This is a genomic window from Actinomadura xylanilytica (assembly GCF_030283145.1).
Taxonomy (GTDB): domain Bacteria; phylum Actinomycetota; class Actinomycetes; order Streptosporangiales; family Streptosporangiaceae; genus Spirillospora; species Spirillospora xylanilytica.
In genome coordinates, this window is the sequence record NZ_JASNWE010000003.1 from 788,620 (window position 1) to 809,190 (window position 20,571).

General features: G+C 72.5%; 19 protein-coding genes. 7 read left to right on the plus strand and 12 right to left on the minus strand.

Going from position 1 to position 20,571, the window contains the following annotated elements; all coding sequences use genetic code 11:
- Positions 1–12 precede the first annotated feature (12 nt).
- Positions 13–1,731: a serine/threonine-protein kinase gene (locus QP090_RS21230; protein ID WP_285940865.1), complete on the plus strand. Its 1,719-nt coding sequence runs from the start codon at positions 13–15 to the stop codon at positions 1,729–1,731.
- 39 nt (positions 1,732–1,770) lie between these two features.
- Here QP090_RS21230 and QP090_RS21235 read toward each other — a convergent pair whose 3' ends face one another.
- The 5 genes from QP090_RS21235 to QP090_RS21255 form a co-directional block, all read right to left on the minus strand.
- On the minus strand, positions 1,771–2,613 hold the full coding sequence (locus tag QP090_RS21235; protein ID WP_285940866.1) for an ATP-binding cassette domain-containing protein: 843 nt from the start codon (positions 2,611–2,613) through the stop codon (positions 1,771–1,773).
- Complete coding sequence (locus QP090_RS21240; protein ID WP_285940867.1) at positions 2,610–3,614, minus strand: ABC transporter permease; 1,005 nt, start codon at positions 3,612–3,614, stop codon at positions 2,610–2,612. Before QP090_RS21240 ends, QP090_RS21235 begins: the two co-directional genes overlap by 4 nt.
- Before the next feature lie 71 nt (positions 3,615–3,685).
- The gene (locus tag QP090_RS21245; protein ID WP_285940868.1) at positions 3,686–4,690 is read right to left on the minus strand and encodes a sugar ABC transporter substrate-binding protein; all 1,005 of its coding nucleotides are present in this window, start codon (positions 4,688–4,690) and stop codon (positions 3,686–3,688) included.
- Between the two features lie 166 nt (positions 4,691–4,856).
- Entirely contained in the window at positions 4,857–5,792 is a 936-nt protein-coding gene (iolC, locus tag QP090_RS21250; protein WP_432763062.1) for a 5-dehydro-2-deoxygluconokinase, read from the minus strand.
- 25 nt (positions 5,793–5,817) lie between these two features.
- Complete coding sequence (locus tag QP090_RS21255; protein WP_285940869.1) at positions 5,818–6,849, minus strand: Gfo/Idh/MocA family protein; 1,032 nt, start codon at positions 6,847–6,849, stop codon at positions 5,818–5,820.
- 211 nt (positions 6,850–7,060) lie between these two features.
- Here QP090_RS21255 and QP090_RS21260 point away from each other — a divergent pair, with 211 nt between their 5' ends.
- Entirely contained in the window at positions 7,061–8,575 is a 1,515-nt protein-coding gene (locus tag QP090_RS21260) for a nitroreductase family deazaflavin-dependent oxidoreductase (RefSeq protein ID WP_285940870.1), read from the plus strand.
- Between the two features lie 170 nt (positions 8,576–8,745).
- Here QP090_RS21260 and QP090_RS21265 read toward each other — a convergent pair whose 3' ends face one another.
- From QP090_RS21265 to QP090_RS21275, 3 genes are all read right to left on the minus strand, one after another.
- Positions 8,746–9,234 (minus strand): VanZ family protein, encoded by a 489-nt coding sequence (locus tag QP090_RS21265; RefSeq protein ID WP_285940871.1) that lies wholly within the window; start codon positions 9,232–9,234, stop codon positions 8,746–8,748.
- A gap of 127 nt (positions 9,235–9,361) precedes the next feature.
- Positions 9,362–10,237: a TIGR03619 family F420-dependent LLM class oxidoreductase gene (locus QP090_RS21270; protein WP_285940872.1), complete on the minus strand. Its 876-nt coding sequence runs from the start codon at positions 10,235–10,237 to the stop codon at positions 9,362–9,364.
- A gap of 8 nt (positions 10,238–10,245) precedes the next feature.
- Positions 10,246–11,256, minus strand: a complete 1,011-nt coding sequence (locus QP090_RS21275) for a helix-turn-helix domain-containing protein (RefSeq protein ID WP_285940873.1) — start codon at positions 11,254–11,256, stop codon at positions 10,246–10,248.
- A gap of 160 nt (positions 11,257–11,416) precedes the next feature.
- Between QP090_RS21275 and QP090_RS21280 the strand changes: the two genes are divergently transcribed.
- Positions 11,417–11,914 (plus strand): hypothetical protein, encoded by a 498-nt coding sequence (locus QP090_RS21280; RefSeq protein WP_285940874.1) that lies wholly within the window; start codon positions 11,417–11,419, stop codon positions 11,912–11,914.
- A gap of 66 nt (positions 11,915–11,980) precedes the next feature.
- Here the strand turns inward: QP090_RS21280 and lon are convergent, their stop codons facing one another.
- The 3 genes from lon to QP090_RS21295 all read right to left on the minus strand — a co-directional run bounded on the left by lon (position 11,981) and on the right by QP090_RS21295 (position 15,946).
- The gene (gene lon, locus QP090_RS21285) at positions 11,981–14,377 is read right to left on the minus strand and encodes an endopeptidase La (RefSeq protein ID WP_285940875.1); all 2,397 of its coding nucleotides are present in this window, start codon (positions 14,375–14,377) and stop codon (positions 11,981–11,983) included.
- 343 nt (positions 14,378–14,720) lie between these two features.
- Positions 14,721–15,779 (minus strand): hypothetical protein, encoded by a 1,059-nt coding sequence (locus tag QP090_RS21290; RefSeq protein WP_285940876.1) that lies wholly within the window; start codon positions 15,777–15,779, stop codon positions 14,721–14,723.
- On the minus strand, positions 15,776–15,946 hold the full coding sequence (locus QP090_RS21295; RefSeq protein WP_285940877.1) for a hypothetical protein: 171 nt from the start codon (positions 15,944–15,946) through the stop codon (positions 15,776–15,778). The genes QP090_RS21290 and QP090_RS21295 overlap by 4 nt, the downstream gene beginning before the upstream one ends.
- A gap of 555 nt (positions 15,947–16,501) precedes the next feature.
- Between QP090_RS21295 and QP090_RS37690 the strand changes: the two genes are divergently transcribed.
- Positions 16,502–16,714 carry a GNAT family N-acetyltransferase gene (locus QP090_RS37690; protein WP_432763071.1) on the plus strand — a complete coding sequence of 71 codons (213 nt, stop codon included), beginning with the start codon at positions 16,502–16,504 and terminating at the stop codon, positions 16,712–16,714.
- Positions 16,715–17,045: 331 nt separating this feature from the next.
- On the opposite strand, the gene QP090_RS21300 is transcribed toward QP090_RS37690, so the two are convergent.
- Positions 17,046–17,645, minus strand: coding sequence for a TetR/AcrR family transcriptional regulator (locus QP090_RS21300; RefSeq protein ID WP_285940878.1), 600 nt, complete (start codon positions 17,643–17,645; stop codon positions 17,046–17,048).
- Positions 17,646–17,895: 250 nt separating this feature from the next.
- On the opposite strand from QP090_RS21300, the gene QP090_RS21305 reads away from it, so the two are divergent.
- The 3 genes from QP090_RS21305 (at position 17,896) to QP090_RS37695 (ending at position 20,566) form a co-directional block, all read left to right on the plus strand.
- A complete protein-coding gene (locus QP090_RS21305; protein ID WP_285940879.1) occupies positions 17,896–19,065 on the plus strand; it encodes an alpha/beta hydrolase in 1,170 nt (389 codons plus the stop codon).
- Positions 19,066–19,271: 206 nt separating this feature from the next.
- Positions 19,272–20,252 (plus strand): zinc-binding dehydrogenase, encoded by a 981-nt coding sequence (locus QP090_RS21310; RefSeq protein ID WP_285940880.1) that lies wholly within the window; start codon positions 19,272–19,274, stop codon positions 20,250–20,252.
- Between the two features lie 20 nt (positions 20,253–20,272).
- Positions 20,273–20,566, plus strand: coding sequence for an NAD(P)H-dependent oxidoreductase (locus QP090_RS37695; RefSeq protein WP_432763072.1), 294 nt, complete (start codon positions 20,273–20,275; stop codon positions 20,564–20,566).
- The last annotated feature ends 5 nt before the right edge of the window (positions 20,567–20,571 follow it).

Consider the following 20,571-nt stretch of genomic DNA (forward strand, 5'->3'; position numbering starts at 1 on the left):
CGAGGAGCGGGCATGGCGGATTGGCAGATCTCGGGGTTCACCGAAGTCCGTGAACTCGGGCGGGGCGCGCAGGGCCGCGTCGTCCTCGCCAGGCACTCCGAACGCGGCACCCCCGTCGCGATCAAATACCTCCCGGGAGGCGCCGACACCGCCGCGCGCGAGCGTTTCCGGCAGGAGGCGCACATGCTCGGCCAGGTCGACGACCCCCACGTCGCCCGCCTCTACCGCCTCGTCGAGACCGCCGACGGCATCGCCATCGTCATGGAGGCCGTCGACGGCGTCCCCTTCAAGGAGATCCTCGCCCGCCACGGCGCGCTGGCGCCGGAGGCGGCGCTGAGCGTCCTCAAGGGCTCGCTGCTCGGCCTCGCCGCCGCGCACGCCGTCGGGGTCGTGCACCGCGACTACAAGCCCGCCAACGTCGTCGTGCCGGCCGACGGCGGCAGCAAGCTGATCGACTTCGGGGTGGCGACGTCCGCGGGCGCGGCGGCGGGCTCGGGCACCCCGGTCTACATGGCGCCCGAGCAGTGGCGCGGCGAGCCCGCCGGGCCCGCCACCGACGTGTACGCGGCGACGTGCGTGTTCTACGAGGCGGTGACCGGGCGGCGGCCGTTCGCGGCGGGCGACCGGGCGGCGCTGATGAACGGGCACCTGAACGTCCCGGTGCCGTCGGGCGAGGTCCCCGAGCCGCTGCGCGCGCTCGTCGCCCGCGGCATGGCCAAAGACCCCTACGACCGGCCGGTCAGCGCGGCGGTGTTCGTCGGCGAGCTGGAGGACGCCGCGCGCGCGGGCTACGGGCCCGACTGGGAGTCCCAGGGGCTGCGCGTCCTGGCCGGGACGGCCGTCGCGCTCGCCGCCCTCTTCCCCCTCGCCGCCGCCGGCCTCGCCCCGGTGGGGACCGCGGCCGGAACCGCCGCCGCGGGCACAGCGGGCGCCGCGGGCACGATGGGCACGGCCGGCACGGCTGGGGCGGGCACCGCCGGAGCGGGCACGGCCGGGGCCGCGGCGGGCGGCGGCGGGACGGCCGCGGGCTCGTCGGGGGTCCTCGGCGCAATCGGCACCAAGGCGGGCGTCGCCATCGCCGGCACCGCCATCGTGGGCGCGTCGGCGGGCGGCTTCGGCGTCTACCAGGCCACCAAGCCCGACGCGAAACAGCGCCGGGCCGCCGCCGTCCAGCCGGCCGGCACGCCCATGACGCTCGGCACGATGCGCATCGCCGGACCGGCGACGTGGAAGGTCGAGAGGCTGCTGGACCCGCCGGGCCAACCCGGCGGGAGCTACCGGGTGGACGTGCCCGGCAAGTGCACCGGGGGCCCGGACACCCCCAACCCCGCCGGGGAGCCGGGCTACGCCTACACCCTCCACTGCCCGAGCTTCGCCCTCCTCGACCGGAAGCGGATCAACCCGCCGGAGGGCCGGCCCGGGACCTTCAAGCTGGACTCGCCCTACCACCCGGCCGGGGACATCTCCCACGAGTGCCCGCCCGACGCCGCGCACTACGGCGGCATCACCGGGCCCGACGTCCTGCTGGCCAGCCGGAAGACGCCGGTCGGGTCGCAGCAGGCCGAGTACCGGGAGTGGCGGCGGACGTGCAAGGACTACACGGGCAAGTACACCGGGAAGCCCACGTTCGTGCAGCGCGTCTGGTTCCTGCCGAAGACCGGCATCCTGATCGTGGACGAGTGGAACACCCCGAACCTCGCCGGGATCCTCGCGAAGGCCACCTGGCTCTGATGGCGCTCCGCGCGGTCTCCGCCTGCGCGGTCACGGGGGTCAGTCCGCGGGACGGAGCCGTTCGGCCTCCTTCGTGAGGGCGGTCGCGGCGGCGGCTCCGGCGTCGGAGTCCTGGGTCGACTGGAGTTCGTGGGCGAGTTGCTCCAGTTCGGCGCCGCCGGCCATGAGCGCGGTCAGCTCGTCCCGGGTGATCTCGCCCTTGGGGTGGTAGCCGATGCTGCGGCCCCGCTTGAGGATGAGGAAGCGGTCGCCGACCGGGTAGGCGTGGTGCGGGTTGTGGGTGATGAACACGACCGCGAGGGACCGCTCCCGGGCCTGGACGATGTAGCGCAGCACCGTCCCGGCCTGCTTGACGCCGAGGGCGGCGGTCGGCTCGTCCAGGATGAGGGCCCTGGCGCCGAAGTGGACGGCGCGGGCGATCGCGACGCACTGCCGCTCGCCGCCGGACAGGGTGCCGATGGGCTGGTCGACGTCGCGCAGGTCGATGCCCATCTCGCCCAGCTCGGCGCGGGTGGTGCGGCGCATGTGGTCGATGTCCATCCGGCCGAGGCCCTTGCGCTTCTCCGAGCCGAGGAAGAAATTGCGCCAGACGGGCATCAGCGGCACCACCGCGAGGTCCTGGTAGACGGTGGCGATGCCGCGGGCGAGGGCGTCGCGGGGCGAGCCGAACGAGACCGGCTCGCCCGCCACCTCGTAGCCGCCGGCGTCGTGCCGGTGCAGCCCCGCGATGATCTTGATGAGGGTGGACTTGCCGGCGCCGTTGTCGCCGAGCACGCACAGCACCTCGCCCGCGTCCACCTCCAGCGACACCTCGCGCAGCGCGATGATCGAGCCGTGGTTCTTGCCGACCCCGGAGAGCCGGATCAGCGGCGCCTCGCTCATTTCGACCGCTCCACTCTGCGCCGGACGACCAGGTTGACCACGGTGGCGATGAGCAGCATCGCGCCGAGGAAGAACTTGAACCAGTCCGGGTTCCATTCGGCGTACACGATGCCCTTGTTGGTCATGCCGAAGATGAACGCGCCGATCGCCGCGCCGATCGCCGACCCGTACCCGCCGGTCAGCAGGCAGCCGCCGATCACCGCGCAGATGATGTAGAAGAACTCGTTGCCGACGCCCTCGCCCGACTGGACGGTGGCGAACGCGAACACCAGGTGCATCCCGGAGAACCAGCCGCAGAACGCGACCCCCATGAACAGGCCGATCTTGGTGCGCGCGACCGGGACGCCGACCGCGCGGGCGCTGTCCGCCGAACCGCCCACCGCGAAGATCCAGTTGCCGATCCGGGTGCGCAGCAGGATCCAGGTGGCGATCGCGACGAACCCCAGCCACCAGAACACGGTGACGTTGACGTTGACGCCGAGCACGTCCACGTCGGACGCGAACACCGCGCGGGCGGTGCCGAAGCCGTCCATGTCGCGGACCGAGTCGGTGGCGACGTTGCCGGTGACGGCCTTGGTGACGCCGAGGTTGGCACCGGCCAGCATGAAGAACGTGGCGAGGGTGATGATGAAGCTCGGCAGCCCGGTCTTGACGTAGAGCAGCCCGTTCACCATCCCGAGCGCCAGCGTGAGCACCAGCGAGACCAGCACGCCCGCCCACACGTTCAGGGTGAACTGGTAGCTGACCAGCGCCGCGATCAGCGCGGCGGTGGTGACCATCACCCCGGCGGACAGGTCGAACTCGCCGCCGATCATCAGCAGCGAGACGCCGACCGCCATGATCCCGAACGTGGACCCCGCGTACAGCACCGTCGAGAACGAACCGGCCTGGAGGAACGCGTCGGCGACCAGGGAGAAGAAGGCGAACAGCGCGACGGCGCCGAGCAGCGCGCCGAGTTCGGGACGGCCGAGCAGCAGCCGCACCGGAGAGCGGCGCGCCATCCGCTCGTCCGGCGCAGGGGGCGGGGGCGGGGAGGGAGGTGGGGGCAGTGCCTCCGCGGCGGCCCGCCCCATCAGCGGGTCCCGCGGTCGGCGAACGCCTCCAGCGAGGCGGCGTTGTCCTTGGTGACGATCGCCGGGCCGGTCAGCACCGGGCGCCCGCCGCCGATCACGTTGCCGTTGGTCTTCAGCAGCCACAGCTCGTCGACGGCGCCGTAGCCCTGGAGGTAGGGCTGCTGGTCGACGGCGAACCGGATGGTCCCGGACTTGATCGAGGCGATCAGGTCCTTGTTCATGTCGAACGTGCCGACCTTGGCCTGGCTGCCCGCCTCCTTCGCCGCGTCGACGGCGGTCGCGGCGAACGGCGCGCCGAGGGTGAGGATGCCGTCCACGCCCTTGTCGGCCTGGAGCTTGGCGGTGATGGACGACTTGACCTGCGGCATGTTGGTGCCCTGCACGAACAGGTTCTCCAGCTTCCCGCCGAACGTCTTCTTGGCGCCCGCGCAGCGGTCCTCGAGCCCCACGTTGCCCTGCTCGTGGACGACGCACAGCGCGTTCTTCGCGCCGATCCGGGCCAGCTCGCGCCCGGCGGCCTCGCCCGCGATCGACTCGTCCTGCCCGAAGTGCGCGACCGCGCCGAAGCGGGCGGAGACGTCGGCGCCGGAGTTGATCGACACCACCGGGATCTTCGCGGCGGTCGCGCGGGCCACCACGTCCTTGAGCGCGTCGGGCTTGGCGAAGGTGACCACGATGCCGTCCACCTTCTTGTCGATGGCGGCCTGGACGAGCTGGGCCTGCTTGCCGCCGTCCGGGTCGGCCGAGTAGAGGAACTCGGCGTTGTCCTTGGCGGCGGCGGCCTGGGCGCCCTTCTGCACGATGTCCCAGAACGTGTCGCCGGGCCCGGAGTGGGTGATCATCGCGATCTTCAGCCGGGGGCCCGCGCCGTCGCCGCCGCCCTCGGACTTCTTCCCGCCCGACGAGCTACAGGCGCTCAGGGCCAGCGCGCCCCCCAGGATCCCCGCCACGGCGAGGGCCCGCAGGCCCCTGGACGATCTCCGCTCGGCCGTACCTCGTCGCATCGCACGCTCTCCGTTCTCCCCGAGGGGGGTGGGCCGGGTCGCGGGACCGGAGCCGCCGCCGCGCGAGCCGCGGCGGCGCCCCCGGAATGCGGTGACACCGGCAGCCCGTTGATCGTCTTTGCCGCCGCCCCCGTTACCGGACGCGGCCCGGCCGCACCGGCCGCCGTCACGGCCCGCCCCGCAGCAGCGCGGCGACCTCGGCCTCGTCCGGCATCGCGTCGGCGCAGGCCAGCCGGGAGGCGACGATCGCCCCGGCGGCCCCGGCGAACGCGATGATCCGCTCCAGGTCCCAGCCGGCGAGCAGCCCGTGGCAGACGGCCCCGCCGAACGCGTCCCCGGCGCCGAGCCCGTTCACCACCCGCACCGGCACCGGCGGCACCCGCACGGTGCGCCCGGCGGTCGCGGCGAGGACGCCGTCCGGCCCCATCTTCACGATCGCCAGCTCCGGGCCCCGTTCCAGCAGCGCCCGCGCGGCGGCATCAGGGCGCCGCTCCCCCACCGCCATCGCGCACTCGTCGAGATTGCCGACCGCGACGCTCGCGTGCTCCAGCGCGAGTCCCGCCCAGTGCCGCGCCCCGTCCGGGTCGGCCCACAGCATCGGCCGGTGGTCCAGATCGAGGATGGTGCGGCCGGGATGCGCGGCCAGCGCGGTCAGCGTGGCCTCCCGGCTCGGCTCCTGCGACAGCCCGGTCACCGTCGCCCACAGGATCCGCGCCGAGCGGATCGCGTCGAGGTCGAGCCCGCCGGGATCGATCTCCAGGTCCGGGGCCTTCGGGTACCGGTAGAAGTAGAGCGGAAAGTCGTCCGGCGGGAACATCTCGCAGAACGCCAGCGGCGTCGGCAGTCCCGGCACCGCCGTGACGAACCGGTCGTCCACCCCGTACCGCTCGAGCGCCCGGTGCACGAACCGGCCGAACGGGTCGTCGCCGGTACGGGTGATCACGGCGGCGCGACGGCCGTAGCGGGCCGCCGCGACCGCGACGTTGGTGGGGCTGCCGCCGAGGTACTTGCCGAACGTCTCCACGTCCTCCAGCGGCACCCCGACCTCGCGTGGGTAGACGTCCACGCTCACCCGGCCCATGGTGATCAGGTCGTACGTCACCACCCGGCCCCGGCCCGTGCGCGTCTCATCGCTCCACCTCTCCGGCGCCGACGATCCGCCCCTCGCGCCGCGACATCTCGCACGCCTCGGCCAGGTAGAACGCCTCCAGCGCCTCCTCCGGTGGGCAGGGGTTCTCGGCCCGGCCCGCGACCACGTCGATGAACGTCCGCAGTTCCGCATCGTAAGCGCCCGCGAACCGCTCGAGGAAGCCCTCGTACGGGTCGGACGGGCCCTCCCGCCCGGTCAGCGGCGTCACCGGGGTGCGCTCGTCCAGGCCCGCGACGACGCTGTCCTTGGACCCGAACAGCTCCAGCCGTGCGTCGTACCCGGCGGCGTTGTAGCGGGTCGCCGCCACCAGCCCGAGGGTGCCGTCGTCCAGCATCAGCATGGCCGTGCCGGCGTCGACGTCGCCGGCGTCCCGGAAGAAGTCCTCGCCCCGGTTGGCGCCGGCGGCCACCACCCAGTCCACCTCCCGGCCGGTGACGAACCGGATCAGGTCCAGGTCGTGGATCACGCAGTCGCGGAAGAGCCCGCCGGACACCGGGACGTACTCGGGCGGCGGCGGCGCCGGGTCGAAGCTGCACGAGCGGACGGTGTGCAGCCAGCCGAGCCGCCCGGACGCGACGGCCTCGCGGGCCGCGGCGTTGCCGGCGTCGAAGCGGCGCTGGAAGCCGACCTGCACCGGGATCCCGGACGCGCGCGCGGCGGCGACGATCTGGAACGTTCCACCCAAATCGGCCGCCAGCGGCTTCTCGCAGAACACCGCGATACCGGCGGTCAGACTCCGGTCGACCAGGTCCGCATGCGCGTCGGTCGCGGCGGCGATCACGATGCCGTCCAGCCCCGCGCCGAACAGCTCCGGCACCGACCCGGCCGCCTCGACCGCCCCCGCCGGATCCGGGGCGCCCGCGGCGGGGGCGGCGAGGCGGGCAGCCAGCGCGTGCGCCCGTGCGGCGTCCGCGTCGGCGATGACGAGCGTCTCGACCTCGGGCAGCCGGCGCAGTGCGGCGGCATGGCGCGCGCCGATGCGTCCCGCACCGGCCAGTCCGATTCTCATGTTCCCTCCCGGTGGGCGGTTGGGTGAGCCCTGAGTGTGCTGGAGCGTTCCAGCACCGTCAACGGCCGGTCATCGGGCCGGGCAATATCAGAATGACCGAAACGCCGCCCGCCGTCCGCCCCGACCGGCACCGGGACGGCCCGAGCGGACGGATACGCTGGGCAGGACCGGTGCGGTTCCGGAATTCCACACCAAGCGCTAGTTTGATTTCATGCGGGTCTTCCTCACCGGCGCGTCCGGCTTCGTCGGGTCCTCCACCGTCCGCGCCCTGCTCGCCGCCGGGCACCGGCCGCGCGCCCTGGTCCGCGATCCCGGCAGGGCCACCAAGGCCCTCGCCGCCATCGGCGTCCCGGCCGAGGAGGTCGAGCTGGTCCCCGGCGACATGCTCGACGCCGCGGCCGTCGCCGCCGCGCTCGACGGATGCGACGCCGCGATCCACGCCGCCGCCGCGCTCGGCATCACCGGCGCGGCCGGCGACCTGGTCGAGACCAACGTGCGCGGCACCCGCAACGTCGTCGGCCAGGCCGTGGCGGCCGGACTGTCCCGGGTGGTGCACGTGTCGACGATCGGCGTGTTCGTCCCGCCGTCCGCCCCGGTGATCACCGCGGCCGGGCCGCTCGCCTCGCCCCGCACCGGCTACGGCCGTTCCAAGGTCGCGGCCGAGCGCTACGTGCGCGGCCTCCAGGACGGCGGGGCGCCCGTCACGATCGTCTACCCGGGCGGGGTCTGCGGCCCCGAACAGCCGCACCTGGACGCCCTCATGGAGGGCATGGCCGGCGCCCTCGGCACGCTGTGGCCGCTGCCCGGCGGCGGCGTCTCGGTGCTCGACGTCCGCGACCTCGGCGAGGCGCTCGCGCGCTGCGTCGAGACCGGCACCGGCCGGCACGTGCTCGGCGGCCACTACCTGACCTGGCCGGGGTTCGCCGACCTGTGCGACCGGCTGACCGGCGTGAAGTGCCGCCGCGTCCCCGTGCCGAGCCGGGTCATGCTCGGGCTCGGCAGCGTCCTGGACGCCGCCAAGCGCGTCCGCGGCTTCGACTACCCGCTCACCCGCGACGCCGCCGAGTTCATGGTCACCCTCGTGCCGACCGACGACCGTCCCGCCCTGGAGGCGCTCGGCCTCACCCTGCGCCCGGTCGAGGAGACCGTCAGCGACTCGCTGCGCTGGCTGGCCGGGGCCGGCCACCTCGACCCGCGCAAGGCCGGACGGCTCGCCCCCGCCACCAAGGAGACACCGATGCCAAGCCTCGTCCAGCGCACCCTGGGTCCGCTCTTCCAGCGCATCTCCGGCGCGGCCTGGTTCTCCAGGGTGGGACCGAAGGTCGTGCCGCCGCTGGACCGCCTGCTGCACAAGGCCACCGGTGGCCGGTTCATGCTCGGCCAGGCGCTCGTCCCCAGCCTGGTCCTGACCACCACCGGCGCCGTCAGCGGGCAGCCGCGCCAGGCGCCGCTCGCCTGCATGCCCGAACCGGACGGCTCGTGGGTCGTGGTCGGCTCCAACTTCGGCCGGGAGAAGCACCCCGCCTGGACGGGCAACCTGCTCAAGAACCCCGACGCCGAGGTCGGCTTCCGGGGCCGTACCACCCAGGTCACCGCGCGCCTGCTCGACGACGACGAGCGCGCCGAGGTCTGGCCCCGCCTGCTCAAGGTGTGGCCAGTCTACGACCGCTACGTCGAGCGCGTGGACCGCCGCCTCCGCGTCTTCCGCCTCACGCCGAGGTCCTGACTGTGTCTCAAAAGCCCGGCCCGGCTTCCTCGCCTGGCGGCTCGGGCGCCGACCTGGCTTCGGCGAGCGCGACATCGCTTCGCGATCTGGCCGGTGAGGCTCGCCTCCGGCATCGCCCCACCGGCCAGGTAAGGCGCTCGCGCGACGGCCGAGGCGCCGCGAGACAGGCCCTAACTCCCCCGTACCATCCGCGACACCCGTCGCCCGATGAGCAGATAGGCCAGCAGGACGCCCGCCGTGTTCAGGATGAGGTCGTCCACGTCGAACGCCCGTCCCATCACGAACAGGCCCTGCACGAGCTCGATCGCCAGCGAGGACAGCGCGCCGACCACCACCAGCCGCAGCGGCCCCCGCAACCGGACCGCCACCACGGGTAGCAGCACCCCGAGCGGCGCGAGCAGTGCCAGGTTTCCGCCGAGCTGCAACAGCGCGTCCTTGAGCGGCGCGCCCCAGTAGAAGCGCAGCGAACGCCCCGGATCGGTGTTGCCGCCCGCCTGCCCGTTGTCGTCCACCGGTGTCAGCGTGAGCCGGAACGCGCAGTAGCAGAACACTCCGAGCGCCCCGAGCGCGGCCACCACGGCCAGCACCCGCAGCACGATCACGAACCACGGCGCCCGTTCACCCTTGGGCGCCGTGCTCTCCATCTCAGCCGTCGTCACCTGGCCGCTCCTGTTCTCCCCGGCCCGCTCATCCCCGTTCCGCCCGCACCTATGCGGCCTCGGCCGGACTCGAGGGAGGCCGGCCGCGCGGCTTGGCCGAGCGGAGACGGCGACCGGGACGGGAGGGTCAGGTGAGGGTGGCGGTGAGTTCGGCGATCATGGCCTGGTCCTGGGCGGGCGGGCGGTGGGCGGCGGGGTCGCCCAGGTAGGTGTCGAGGAGCAGGTGGGTGGCGCCGAGCACGCGGTAGGCCTCGACGTCGCGGCGGACCTGGTCGAGGGTGCCGTGACCGGGCGGGCGGTCCTCGTTCAGGGGCGCGTCGGTGAGATTGAGCTGGATGCGGGGGGCGAGCGCGGGGACCGGGCGGCCGGACGCGTCGGCGGCGGCGCGGAGTGCGGGCAGGCCCTCGTCGCGCAGCCGGTCCGGCGGGACGAACAGTATGTGCCAGGCGTCCCCGAAGCGGACGGCCCGGCGGAGCGCGGCCGGGCTGTTGCCGCCGACCCAGACCGGCGGACGCGGGGTCTGGGCCGGACGCGGGCCGGTGGCGACCCGGTGTCCCGCGTACTCCAGCTCGTCGGCCGTCCAGGCCCGGGTGACGACGTCGAGGTACTCGTCGGTCAGGGCGCCGCGCCGCTCGAACGGGACGCCGAGCGCCTCGTACTCCGCACGCGACCAGCCGACGCCGACACCGAAGATCAGCCGCCCGCCGCTGAACCGGTCGAGGTTGGCGGTGACGCGGGCCGTCTGGAGGGGGTGCCGGTACGGCAGCACGGTGACGGTGGTGCCGAGCCGGATCCGCGACGTGCGGCCCGCCAGCCACGCCAGGGTGGTGAAGGGGTCCCAGAAGGGGGCCGGGTACTGCTCGGCCACGTCAGGGGTGACGGCCACGTGGTCGGAGATCATCGCGAACCCGAGGCCGGCGTCCTCCGCGAAGCGCGCCCAGCCGTCCAGGCCGTCCGGGGTGGCGTGCGGGCCGAAGTTGAGGATGTTGACGCCTATTTCCATGCGCCCAGTCAACCCGGGCTCCGGTGCGAGCCGTCCGTCAGGGTCCGGCGCTCCTCGCCGACGAGCGCGGCGCCGAGCGCGGTGAGGGCGTGCACCATGCTGTTCGCGCTGCGCCGGCTGGTGATCAGGCCGGCCTCGCGCAGCACCGCCGCGTGGCAGCTCGCGGTGGCGGCGGAGACGCCGACGGTGCGGGCCAGCTCGCCGGTGGTCCGGCCGCCGCCGGTACGGCGCAGCACCTCGGCGCGGGTGGCGCCGAGCAGCCGGGTCATCGAACCGCCCGCCGCGCCGACGGAGTCCGGCATCAGCCGCATCGGGTACACGATCGTCGGCGGCAGGCCCGGATCGGCGATCGGCACCGGCCGGTGCCAGCAGAACCGGGACGGGACCAGCACCAGCCCCCGGCCGTCGAGGTACAGGTCGCGGTCGAGCGGATGGCGCATCTCCAGGACGGGCGGGCGCCACCGCATCATCGGCCAGAACCCGCCGAGCAGCGCGCCGACGCCGCCCGTCCGCCGCTCGACGCTGCGCGCGGCCAGGTCGACGTCGGCGCGTTCCCTGATGTCGGGCCAGGACGGTTCCAGGGCGACGGCGTAGTAGGCGCGCAGCGCGTCGCCGAGCTCGTCCAGGACGGGACGGTCTCCGCCCGCGAGGGCCCGCATGGCAGGCGGGACGCCGTCGGTGAAGCGCAGGCGCCCGATCTGGACGCGCAGCGAGCGGGCGGGGGTGTCGAGCACCGCGGCGATGCCCTCGTCCAGCCCGAGCAGCCCCTCGGCCGGAGTCATGAAGTCGGGGAAGTACGCGGCGTCCGGGGTGAGCGGGAACAGCAGCTCCTTGACCGGCTCGGACAGGCCGGTGCGGCGGAGTTCCGCACGGACCCGCAGGCGCCATTCGCCGAAGACGGCCGTCCCGTACCTGGCGCGGAGCATGTGCAGGCTCAGCACCGTCTCCCACAGGGGGTCGGGGGTCTCGGCGACGCGGGTGCGCACCAGGTCCTCTCCGGTGAAGTGCACCCGCAGCATGCCCGCCCCCGCGACGACTCCCCGGCGGCCGGCCGTCCGGCACACCCGTGACCTGTGTCTTTAACTCTGCGTCGAATCATCGCACACGCTGGGCCACTGGTCGCGGAGTATCTGCCCCGGGAGCGGCCGGGCCGACCGGCCGCACGATCGAAGGGATCCCATGACGAGCAGGACCATCAACATCGGTGCCGCCGCCGGGCTGGGCCTGGCGGCGTGCGCCTCCGCGCTCGCCCTGGCCGTGCAGCCCGCGCAGGCCGCACCCACCACGCCCACCGCGCCCGCGGCGGCGGCGCCCGCCGCCGCGGGATGCAGCGGCTCGCTCATCGACCGGAAGGTCGCCAGGTACGGGGGCAAGCCCGTCGCCGAGCTCGTCGTCTACTACCAGGCCGGACGCAACTGCGCCCAGCTCAACCACCTCGGCGCCACGCGCGGCGTGAACCTGCGCACGAGCGTCTTCCTGGCCGCGTGCAAGGAGACCCGTCCCGCCCGTAGCTGCTCCATCCTCGGACGGCCCGCCGCTCAGGACGGGAACTTCAGGTACAACGCCGGGCCGGTGACGAAGGAGGCGCGGGGCCACTGCATCCACGCCGCCGGAGACATCTACTTCCACGGCAAGCGCCACCTGGAGACCACCCCCGGCGCCTCGCACTGCCGCTGACCACTCCGGAGCCGGGGACGCCCGCGCCGGGCCCTGGGGGGCTCGGCGCGGGCGTCCCCGCACCGGTCAGACGGTGACCGGGGTGGTGGCCGGCTCCAGGGCCAGGTCCAGCACCTCGCGGACGTCGCTGACCGCGAAGACGGTCATGCTCTCCAGCACCTCGGCCGGCACGTCCTCCAGGTCCGGCTCGTTCCGCTTGGGCACGATCGCGGTGGTGATGCCGAGCCGGCTGGCGGCCAGCAGCTTCTGCTTGAGCCCGCCGATCGGCAGCACCCGCCCGGTCAGCGACACCTCGCCGGTCATCGCCACGTCCGACCGGACCGGCCGGCCCGACAGCAGCGAGGCGAGGGCCGTGGTCATCGTGATGCCCGCACTCGGCCCGTCCTTCGGGATCGCCCCGGCGGGCACGTGGACGTGCACGCCGCGGTCCTTCAGGTCGGCGACCGGCAGTTCGAGCTCGGCCCCGCGCGAGCGCAGGTAGCTGAGCGCGATCCGCGCCGACTCCTTCATGACGTCGCCGAGCTGCCCGGTCAGCGTCACGCCGGTGTCGCCGGTCTCCTTGTCGGCCAGCGACGCCTCGATGTAGAGGACGTCGCCGCCCGCGCCGGTGACCGCGAGCCCGGTCGCCACGCCCGGGATGCCGGTGCGCCGCTCGGACCGGCCGAGCTCCACCTCCGGCGTGAACCGCGGCCGGCCCAGGTAGTCCTTCAGATTGCCCGCGCCGACCGTGAGCGGCAGGGTGGCCTTGTCCATCGCCACGTTCGCCGCGACCTTGCGCAGCACCCGAGCGATCGACCGGTCCAGCGACCGGACGCCCGCCTCCCGGGTGTACTCGGCGGCCAGCAGCCGCAGCGCCCCGTCCTCGAAGCCGACCTCGGCCGGCTCCAGCCCGGCCTTGCCGAGCTGCCGCGGCAGCAGGTGGTCGCGGGCGATGGTGACCTTCTCGTGCTCGGTGTAGCCGTCCAGCTCCACCAGCTCCATCCGGTCCAGCAGCGGGCCGGGGATCGCCTCGACCACGTTCGCCGTCGCCAGGAACAGCACGTCGGACAGGTCGAGCTCGACCTCCAGGTAGTGGTCGCGGAAGGTGTGGTTCTGCTCGGGGTCCAGGACCTCCAGCAGCGCCGCGGTCGGGTCGCCGCGGTAGTCGGCGCCGACCTTGTCGACCTCGTCCAGCAGCACGACCGGGTTCATCGAGCCGGCCTCGCGGATCGCCCGGACGATGCGTCCGGGCAGCGCGCCGACGTAGGTGCGCCGGTGGCCGCGGATCTCCGCCTCGTCCCGGACGCCGCCGAGCGCGACGCGGACGAACTCGCGCCCCATCGACCGCGCGACCGACTCGCCCAGCGAGGTCTTGCCGACCCCGGGGGGTCCGGTCAGCGCCAGCACCGCGCCGCTGCGCCGCCCGCCGACGACACCGAGGCCGCGGTCCGCGCGCCGCTTGCGCACGGCCAGGTACTCGACGATGCGCTCCTTGACGTCGTCCAGCCCGGCGTGGTCGGCGTCCAGGACCTCCCGGGCGCCCGCAATGTCGTAGGAGTCCTCGGTGCGCTCGTTCCACGGAATGTCCAGGACGGTGTCCAGCCAGGTGCGGATCCAGCCGCCCTCGGGGGATGCGTCCGACGACCGCTCCAGCTTGTCGACCTCCTTGAGAGCCGCTTCGCGGACCTTCTCGGGCAGGTCGGCGGCCTCGATCCGGGCGCGGTAGTCGTCCTCCTCGTCGGCCGGGTCGCCGTTCAGCTCGGCCAGCTCCTTGCGGATGGCCTCCTGCTGCTGCCGCAGCAGGAACTCGCGCTGAGTCTTCTCCATCCCCTCCTGGACGTCCTTGCGGATCGTCTCGGCCACGTCCAGCTCGGCGAGGTGGTCCCGCGCCCAGCCGACCACCAGCTCCAGCCGCTCGACGACGTCCGGGATCTCCAGCACCTCGATCTTCTGCTCGTCCGACAGGTAGGCGGCGTAGCCCGAGTTGTCGGCCAGCGTGGACGGGTCGTCGATCTGCTGCACCACGTCGACGACCTGCCAGGCGCCGCGCTTCTGCAGGATCACGCTGAGCAGGCTCTTGTACTCCTTGGCCAGCTCCTGGGCGCGGCCCGTGGCGGGCGGCTGCTCGATCTCGGTGCCCTCGACCCACAGCGCCGCGCCCGGCCCGGTCGTCCCGGTGCCGATCCGCACCCGGGACACCCCGCGCACGACCGCGCCGGGCTCCCCGCCGGGCAGCCGGCCCTCCTGCTCGATCACGCCGAGGGTGCCGACCGCGGTGTACTGGCCGTTCCGCCGGGGCACCAGCAGCACCCGCGGCTTGCCCTGCGACCGGATGCCGGGGGCCTGCGACCGCCCCACCGACCGCGCCGCCTCGATGGCCGCGCGCACTTCGCTGCTCTCGGAGAGGTCCAGGGGGACGACCATCCCCGGCAGAACGGCCCCATCGTCCAGGGGCAGCACCGGCAGCGTCAGGGTCTCGCTCATGCTCAGCTCCAAGTCCGTGCGTCCTCCCGGCCCCCCGGGAGGGACCGGCCCCGGTCACCCGGGAGACCCAACAACAAGTTGAGTCATACTCACTCAAGAAAACGGAGCACGGATTTGTTTCCTCAGCAACGTTCGCTCTCAGCGATCAGCGGTCGCCGTCCCGTCCGGCCGAACCCTGCGAGTTCCGGACTTACCTTGCGAGGGACCTGGCTGGTTCGTCGACGATGGCGAACTCGGGCCATGGATGCTGCCGGGCCAGGGCGTGTGAGGGGGGACATCCGGCACGTGATCGCCGAGGTCGCGGGAGAGGTCGGCGTCACCGGGCGGGGCGGCAACAGCGCCGTCAGTGCATGCTGAGCGCGTCGACGCGGTCCATGAGGTCGGAGTACTCGCTGTCGGCGTCGTCGATGATCTCTTGAGGTGTGCGCGCTTGGCGCGGTCCGAAGTGGTCTTCGGCGATGCGGGCGATCTCGGGTTGCGGATCGGCATCCCAGTAGGAGGCCCCGAAGGTGATGGCCTCGTAGGGGCCGATGCCGCCCGCGAGCAGGTAGAGCAGGTCGCACAGGTTCGGTGCGACGGGTCCCATGGCGCCCTCGCTCTCGAGGAAGACGACGGGCTGCTCCTCGACAGGACGTCCCTGGTGGACCAGCCAGAAGGCCGCCAGGCCGCCGCTGCCGTCGTGGCCGAACACCCGGAACTCTCGTTCGGCCGCAGGGTTGCCGGTCCACGCGTGCGGCCCGCCGAAGGTGAAGTGGTCGCGCATCTCGAAGTCGATCTCGCCGAATCCGTGCGCGGCCTGATGATTGTGCAGTGCACGCAGGGCAGCGGGGAAGGGGTCGTCGGCACCGGGTTCCGGCCAGGACGGGTACTCCCGCGCCGACGCGGCGGCCAGGACCGCATCCGCCGACTTCAGCAGTTCAGGATCGTCCTCGTCCCGCTCGTTGAGCGTAAGGAGAAACCAGATGAAGCGGCCGTCGTCGTGATAGCGCGCCTCAAGGGTGCTGCGCTCGTCGCGGCGCAGGATGTGGACGATGTTTCCGTACTCCTGGACGCTGCTGTGCAGTGCTCGTGCGCGCGCCTCGAACTCGGGCAGCGCCGTGCTGAGGCCGTCCCCCATCGGCAAGGGGTAGTCCTCCCTGATCCACACCTTGGTGAGGTAGCCGAGCAGCGGGCCGCGTCCCCGCACCCGGATCGAGGGATAGCAGCCGGGCACTCGCGCGGTCGCCTGGTAGGTGAGCTCGAACCCGTGCGCGTCCGAGCCGGTCGGGGAGATGTCTTCTCGATCGGTGAACGCGGGAAGGGGCTTCAGGGGGTAGTTCCGGTGCAGCTCGATCAGGCCCGGGTCGTCGGTGCGGCGGCCGAGCAGACCGTCGAGCAGTTCGAAGGGAGGCGATTCGATCATGCCGGAAAGCTATCGCCCGATCCGGACATCTCGCGGTCCGAACACGGGGTGTCGGCGGAGCGCAGTCCGGCGGCGGCCGCGGTGGCGAGGGCCTGTTCGACGTCGGCGAAGACTCCTATCGCCTCTTGGACGATCTTCCCGAGTTGCTGGCCGCACAGCGCAAGCACCGTCGGTTGGTGCGCCTTTGGGGCCCGCTACCGGTCTTCGACGCACTCGTCCACGCCTTCAAGATCTGCGCAGTTCTCTGGAAGAACGGCCCAGAAGAAACCCACGGCCACAGCCGCTGGCGGCACTGGGACCAGCGCCTCGACCAGCTCATCCCCAAGACCAGCCACCGAGAGGCGTTCAGCCACTCACGCTGCCACGCCGCGATCTATCCCGAAGCCGTCACCATCGCCGCCCTGCTGGCCCACCCGTCTGGCGAGTCAAGGCCACCTGGCCCCTGGGTGACCCCGACACCGACCACCGCTGGGACTTCACCGAACAGTTCGGCCGACGGCTCGGCCTGGACGACTACTACCCCGAGGACCCCAAGCGCCCCGTCAACCTCTGGGCCGACCACCACGCACCCCAACCCTTGATGGCGCCCACAACATTCCCCGAACATCGAGTGGGCAGCATCGACGGCGCCTCTCCCGGCCCACCGGTCCGCGCACTCCGCAAGCACCATCAGGCAGCCCGCTACTTCACCGGCAAACGCCATGCCGCCAACACCCTGATCTATCCTTCACTTCGGCTTCGACAAACTGGACCTGCACAAGATCTCAGCCACCTGCGACCCCAACCACGCCGCATCGACCCGAGTCCTCACCAAGATCGGCATGCGACACGAAGGCCGTCTCCGCCACCACCTTCGCCTCCGCGGACAGTGGCGAGACCGCCTGGTCTATGCGGCACTGTCCGATGGCCACCAAGTCCAAGACGCGCCACGCTGAACGCTGCCGTCGATGTCCGCGACAGACGGCCGGAAGCCGACACATCCCATCAAGATCCACCGAAAATGCAAAGTAAGTCCGAACAAGATCAGCGGAGATTGTTCGGACTTACTTCACAACCCGCAGGTCACGGCATCGGGCCCTGCAACCTTCGACCGGAACGGACAGGCGGTGCCGCCGCGACGGCCGGCGGAGTTGTCGCGGTATGGGATCGACGGCAAGGGCTCGCTGCTGCGTCGGCACCGCGATCGCGCCGGTTGGCGACGCTGCCGGCCACCCGCTCATGCTCATGGAGCGCCCGTCCATGAGTTCTCTCGGCCTCTCGGGTGCGTCAGTGGGGGGCGGTGGAGGTAGGCGGGGTGAGGGCGCGCAGGACGTGCGTGATGAGGGAGCGGAGGTAGGCGGGGTCGGGCATACCGAGGTGGAGGGCCATCCGGTGGTAGAGCGGGCCGTACAGCAGGTCGAGTGCGACGTCGAGGTCGGCGTCCGGGTGCAGTTGGCCGGCGTCCTGGGCTCGGCGAAGCCGCTGCTTGAACGTGGCGATGCGCGGCTGGATGATTCGTTCGCGCAGGTCACGGGCGAGGTCGGGGTCGTGTAATGCCTCGGCGATCACGCCGGTGCCGGGTGAGTTGTGCGGCGGGGTGAGCATGCCGATGACCTCGGTGAGCATGCTGTGCAGATCGGCGGTCAGGTCGCCGGTGTCGGGCGGGGTGGCGGCGACGGTCGCGGTCTCGTCGAGAAGCTCCAAGACGACCGCGCCCTTGGACGGCCACCACCGGTAGATGGTCTTCTTACTCACCCCTGCGCGGGCGGCGATGGCCTCGATGGTCAGCCGCCCGTACCCGTTCTGGCCGCACAGTTCCCCGGTGGCGGCGAGGATCGCCTGCCGGCTGCTCTCCCTGCGGCGCGCTGGGTTCGGTGCCTTGGACATGCCCCCACCCTAAGGGAAACGGAACGTGTCGTATTGACATGCGGCGGACATGTCCGCCATCCTCCTGGCGACACGATACGTGTCGTTTGTTTCTCTCGGTTGAGGTGGGGACTGGAGGACGTCATGGCCACCGCAGGCCAGACGTTGCTCTCGGCCCGTGTCGTGCCGTGCGTCGGATGCTCCGCAGACCGTCGTCGGCGCGCAGGTGGTCGCGGTCTCCGACCGGCCGGTGTTCGCCCCTGGAGGTTTCGTGCCCGTCGGTTATCTGATCACTGTGGCGCTGGTCGCGGTCGGCACGCTGTTCGCGCTGTGGCCGGTGCCGTGGTCGCGCCCGCTCGGCCGCCTGAGCTACTACGTTGGCCTGGCCGCCAACGAACTGCCGTTCGCGGCCTTCTTCTGGATGCTGCTGCTCCCGACGGCGCTGGCGTTCGCCGAGGGTGACATCGACTCGGCGGGCGGGTGGGCGGTCGTCGGCCTAGCCGCCGCGACCCTGCCCGGGCTCGCGGTCATCGCCCATCGCGCACTCGGAGACCGGGCGAGGATCGAGCACGCCATGGACGAAGGGCTGGGCGCCGGCTGGCGCGCCACCCTCGACGCCGACCTGGCCGGCGGGCTGCGGCGCCGCCTCCCGCTGGCCCGCATCCTGTTCCTGCCCATCCTCAAGCGCCGCCCAGATGTCCGGCGCGTGGCCAACCTCGCCTACGGCGACGCGGGCCGCCGCAACCTGCTCGACCTCTACCACCACCGCTCGCGCCCGCAAGGCGCGCCCGTCATGATCCACTTTCACGGCGGCCACTACGACGGGGGCCACAAGAACAGCCAGTCGCTTCCGCTGCTCTACCGGCTCGCCGGCCACGGCTGGGTGTGCATCAGCGCCAACTACCGACTAAGGCCCGAGGCCCAGCATCCGGACCACCTGATCGACCTCAAGAGGGTCATCGGCTGGGTGCGGGAGCACGCCCACGAGTACGGCGCCGATCCGACGACGCTGTTCGTCGCGGGCAGTTCGGCGGGCGGGCACATGGCGGGGCTGGCCGCGCTCACCCAGGGCGACCCGGCCTTCCAGCCGGGCTTCGAGAACGCCGACACCTCCGTGACCGGCGCCATCTGCCTGAACGGCTGGTATGGCCCCTATTTCGGCCAGGGGCCCGAGTCCTCGCCGCTGGCCCACATCACCGCCGACGCGCCGCCCTTCTTCCTGGCCCACGGCGACAAGGACACGCTGGTGCCCACGGCGGATCCCCGGCACTTCGCCGACCAGCTGCGCCAGACCTCGGCCGCCCCCGTCGTCTACGCCGAACTGAAGGGTGGTCACCACGCCTTCGACCTGTACCACTCCTTCCGCTTCGAGGCGGTCGTCGACGCGATCGAGGCCTTCACCGCCTGGGTGAGATCCCGGGAGAGGACGCCCCAGCCCTAGTGGGACACCGCCTGGTCGTGATCGCAAGAAGCGGGAACGATTGTTCGCTGGTTCGAGCGACGGGTGCGGGGTCGGCGGGGCGGTGCTGTCGATGAGGTCCAGCGACGGTGTCGGTGTACGGAGGCTGCTGCCGGTCGGGCTGGCGCCTTGATCTCAAGTCCGGTTCAGGTTGCATGCTCGGGGTCCATATCGGTGAACGGAGAGGGGTGGTCGGTGTGCGGGTGGTTCAGGCGCTGCGATTCGGGGGTCCGGATGTGCTGGTGCCCGGTGATGCACCGGATCCGGTGGCCGGGGCCGGCCAGGTCGTGGTCGATGTGGCGGTCGCTGGTGTGACGTTCGTCGAGACGCAGATCCGGCGTGGCGTCGACAAGTGGCATGCCAGACCGTCGTTGCCGTACGTGCCGGGCGGTCTGGTGGCCGGTCGTGTGAGCTCGGTCGGGGCGCGGGTGGATTCGGCTTGGCTTGGACGCCGGGTCATCGCCGGTACCGGGGAGACCGGCGGGTTCGCCGAGCGTGCCGCAGCCGAGGTCCAGGAACTGTTTCCGGTGCCGGACGGACTGGGCCTGCCGGAGGCCGTCGCCCTGCACAGCGACGGCAGCACCGCGCAGGGCCTGACCGAGAAAGCCGGCATCGGCCCCGGTGACTGGGTATTGGTCGAAGCGGCAGCCGGCGGCGTCGGCAGCCTGCTGGTGCAGCTCGCCCGTTCGGCGGGCGCTCGGGTCCTCGGAGCCGCCCGCGGACCGCGCAAGCTCGACCTGGTCCGGGAACTGGGCGCCGACGCCGCCGTCGACTACTCCGAGCCGGCCTGGACCAAGCGGGTGCTCGAAGTGACCGATGGTGCGGGACCGGACGTGGTGTTCGACGGCGTCGGCGGACAGATCGGGCGGGCCGCATTCGAGGTGACGGCTCGCGGTGGCCGGTTCTCGGTGCACGGAGCCGCCAGCGGCGAGGTCACGCTCATCGACCCCGCGGAAGCCCGGTCCAAGGGCGTAGAGGTGATCGGCATCGAGCAGCTCTTCGATTTCGGGCCGCACGTGGTGCGCTGGGCGGAGCAGATGATGTCCCAGGCCGCCGCCGGGCTCGTCCGGCCGGTCATCGGGCAGACCTTCCCGTTGGAACGCGCCGCCGACGCCCACGCCGCGATCGAGAACCGCACCGCCGTGGGGAAGACTCTGCTGCTCATCTAACGGGCCCCGTGCCACGGGCAGTGGCGAAATCACATGCCCGACTATATGATTCCGCCCCGCTGCGCGACCGGGTCGCCGCCGCCGACGTACTGCTGCTCGTCACGCCGAAGCTGAACCGGGCCGTCCCCGGCCTGGTGAAGGACGGCGTGGACTGGCTGGGCATCCTCCGAGAAGCTGCCGCGGCCTGGATCTCCGCATCGCGGAGGCGGTGTCGGCGCCCGCCGGTAGGGTCTGCTGATCATGAAGCTGCGAGGGCGCACGGTCGTGCTGTACGGGGACGCTCCGCACGCCGTACCTGGATGAAGACGCTCTGATCGGC

Excerpts from the sequence above, each read along its gene's own strand:
- QP090_RS21280 (WP_285940874.1), top strand. The coding sequence starts at position 11,417 with ATGACGAGCAGGACCATCAACATCGGTGCCGCCGCCGGGCTGGGCCTG.
- lon (WP_285940875.1), bottom strand. The coding sequence starts at position 14,377 with ATGAGCGAGACCCTGACGCTGCCGGTGCTGCCCCTGGACGATGGGGCC.
- QP090_RS21270 (WP_285940872.1), bottom strand. The coding sequence starts at position 10,237 with ATGGAAATAGGCGTCAACATCCTCAACTTCGGCCCGCACGCCACCCCG.
- QP090_RS21235 (WP_285940866.1), bottom strand. The coding sequence starts at position 2,613 with ATGAGCGAGGCGCCGCTGATCCGGCTCTCCGGGGTCGGCAAGAACCAC.
- QP090_RS21255 (WP_285940869.1), bottom strand. The coding sequence starts at position 6,849 with ATGAGAATCGGACTGGCCGGTGCGGGACGCATCGGCGCGCGCCATGCC.
- QP090_RS21260 (WP_285940870.1), top strand. The coding sequence starts at position 7,061 with ATGCGGGTCTTCCTCACCGGCGCGTCCGGCTTCGTCGGGTCCTCCACC.
- QP090_RS21275 (WP_285940873.1), bottom strand. The coding sequence starts at position 11,256 with ATGCTGCGGGTGCACTTCACCGGAGAGGACCTGGTGCGCACCCGCGTC.
- QP090_RS21240 (WP_285940867.1), bottom strand. The coding sequence starts at position 3,614 with ATGGCGCGCCGCTCTCCGGTGCGGCTGCTGCTCGGCCGTCCCGAACTC.
- QP090_RS21290 (WP_285940876.1), bottom strand. The coding sequence starts at position 15,779 with ATGATCGAATCGCCTCCCTTCGAACTGCTCGACGGTCTGCTCGGCCGC.
- QP090_RS21245 (WP_285940868.1), bottom strand. The coding sequence starts at position 4,690 with ATGCGACGAGGTACGGCCGAGCGGAGATCGTCCAGGGGCCTGCGGGCC.
- QP090_RS21300 (WP_285940878.1), bottom strand. The coding sequence starts at position 17,645 with ATGTCCAAGGCACCGAACCCAGCGCGCCGCAGGGAGAGCAGCCGGCAG.
- QP090_RS21230 (WP_285940865.1), top strand. The coding sequence starts at position 13 with ATGGCGGATTGGCAGATCTCGGGGTTCACCGAAGTCCGTGAACTCGGG.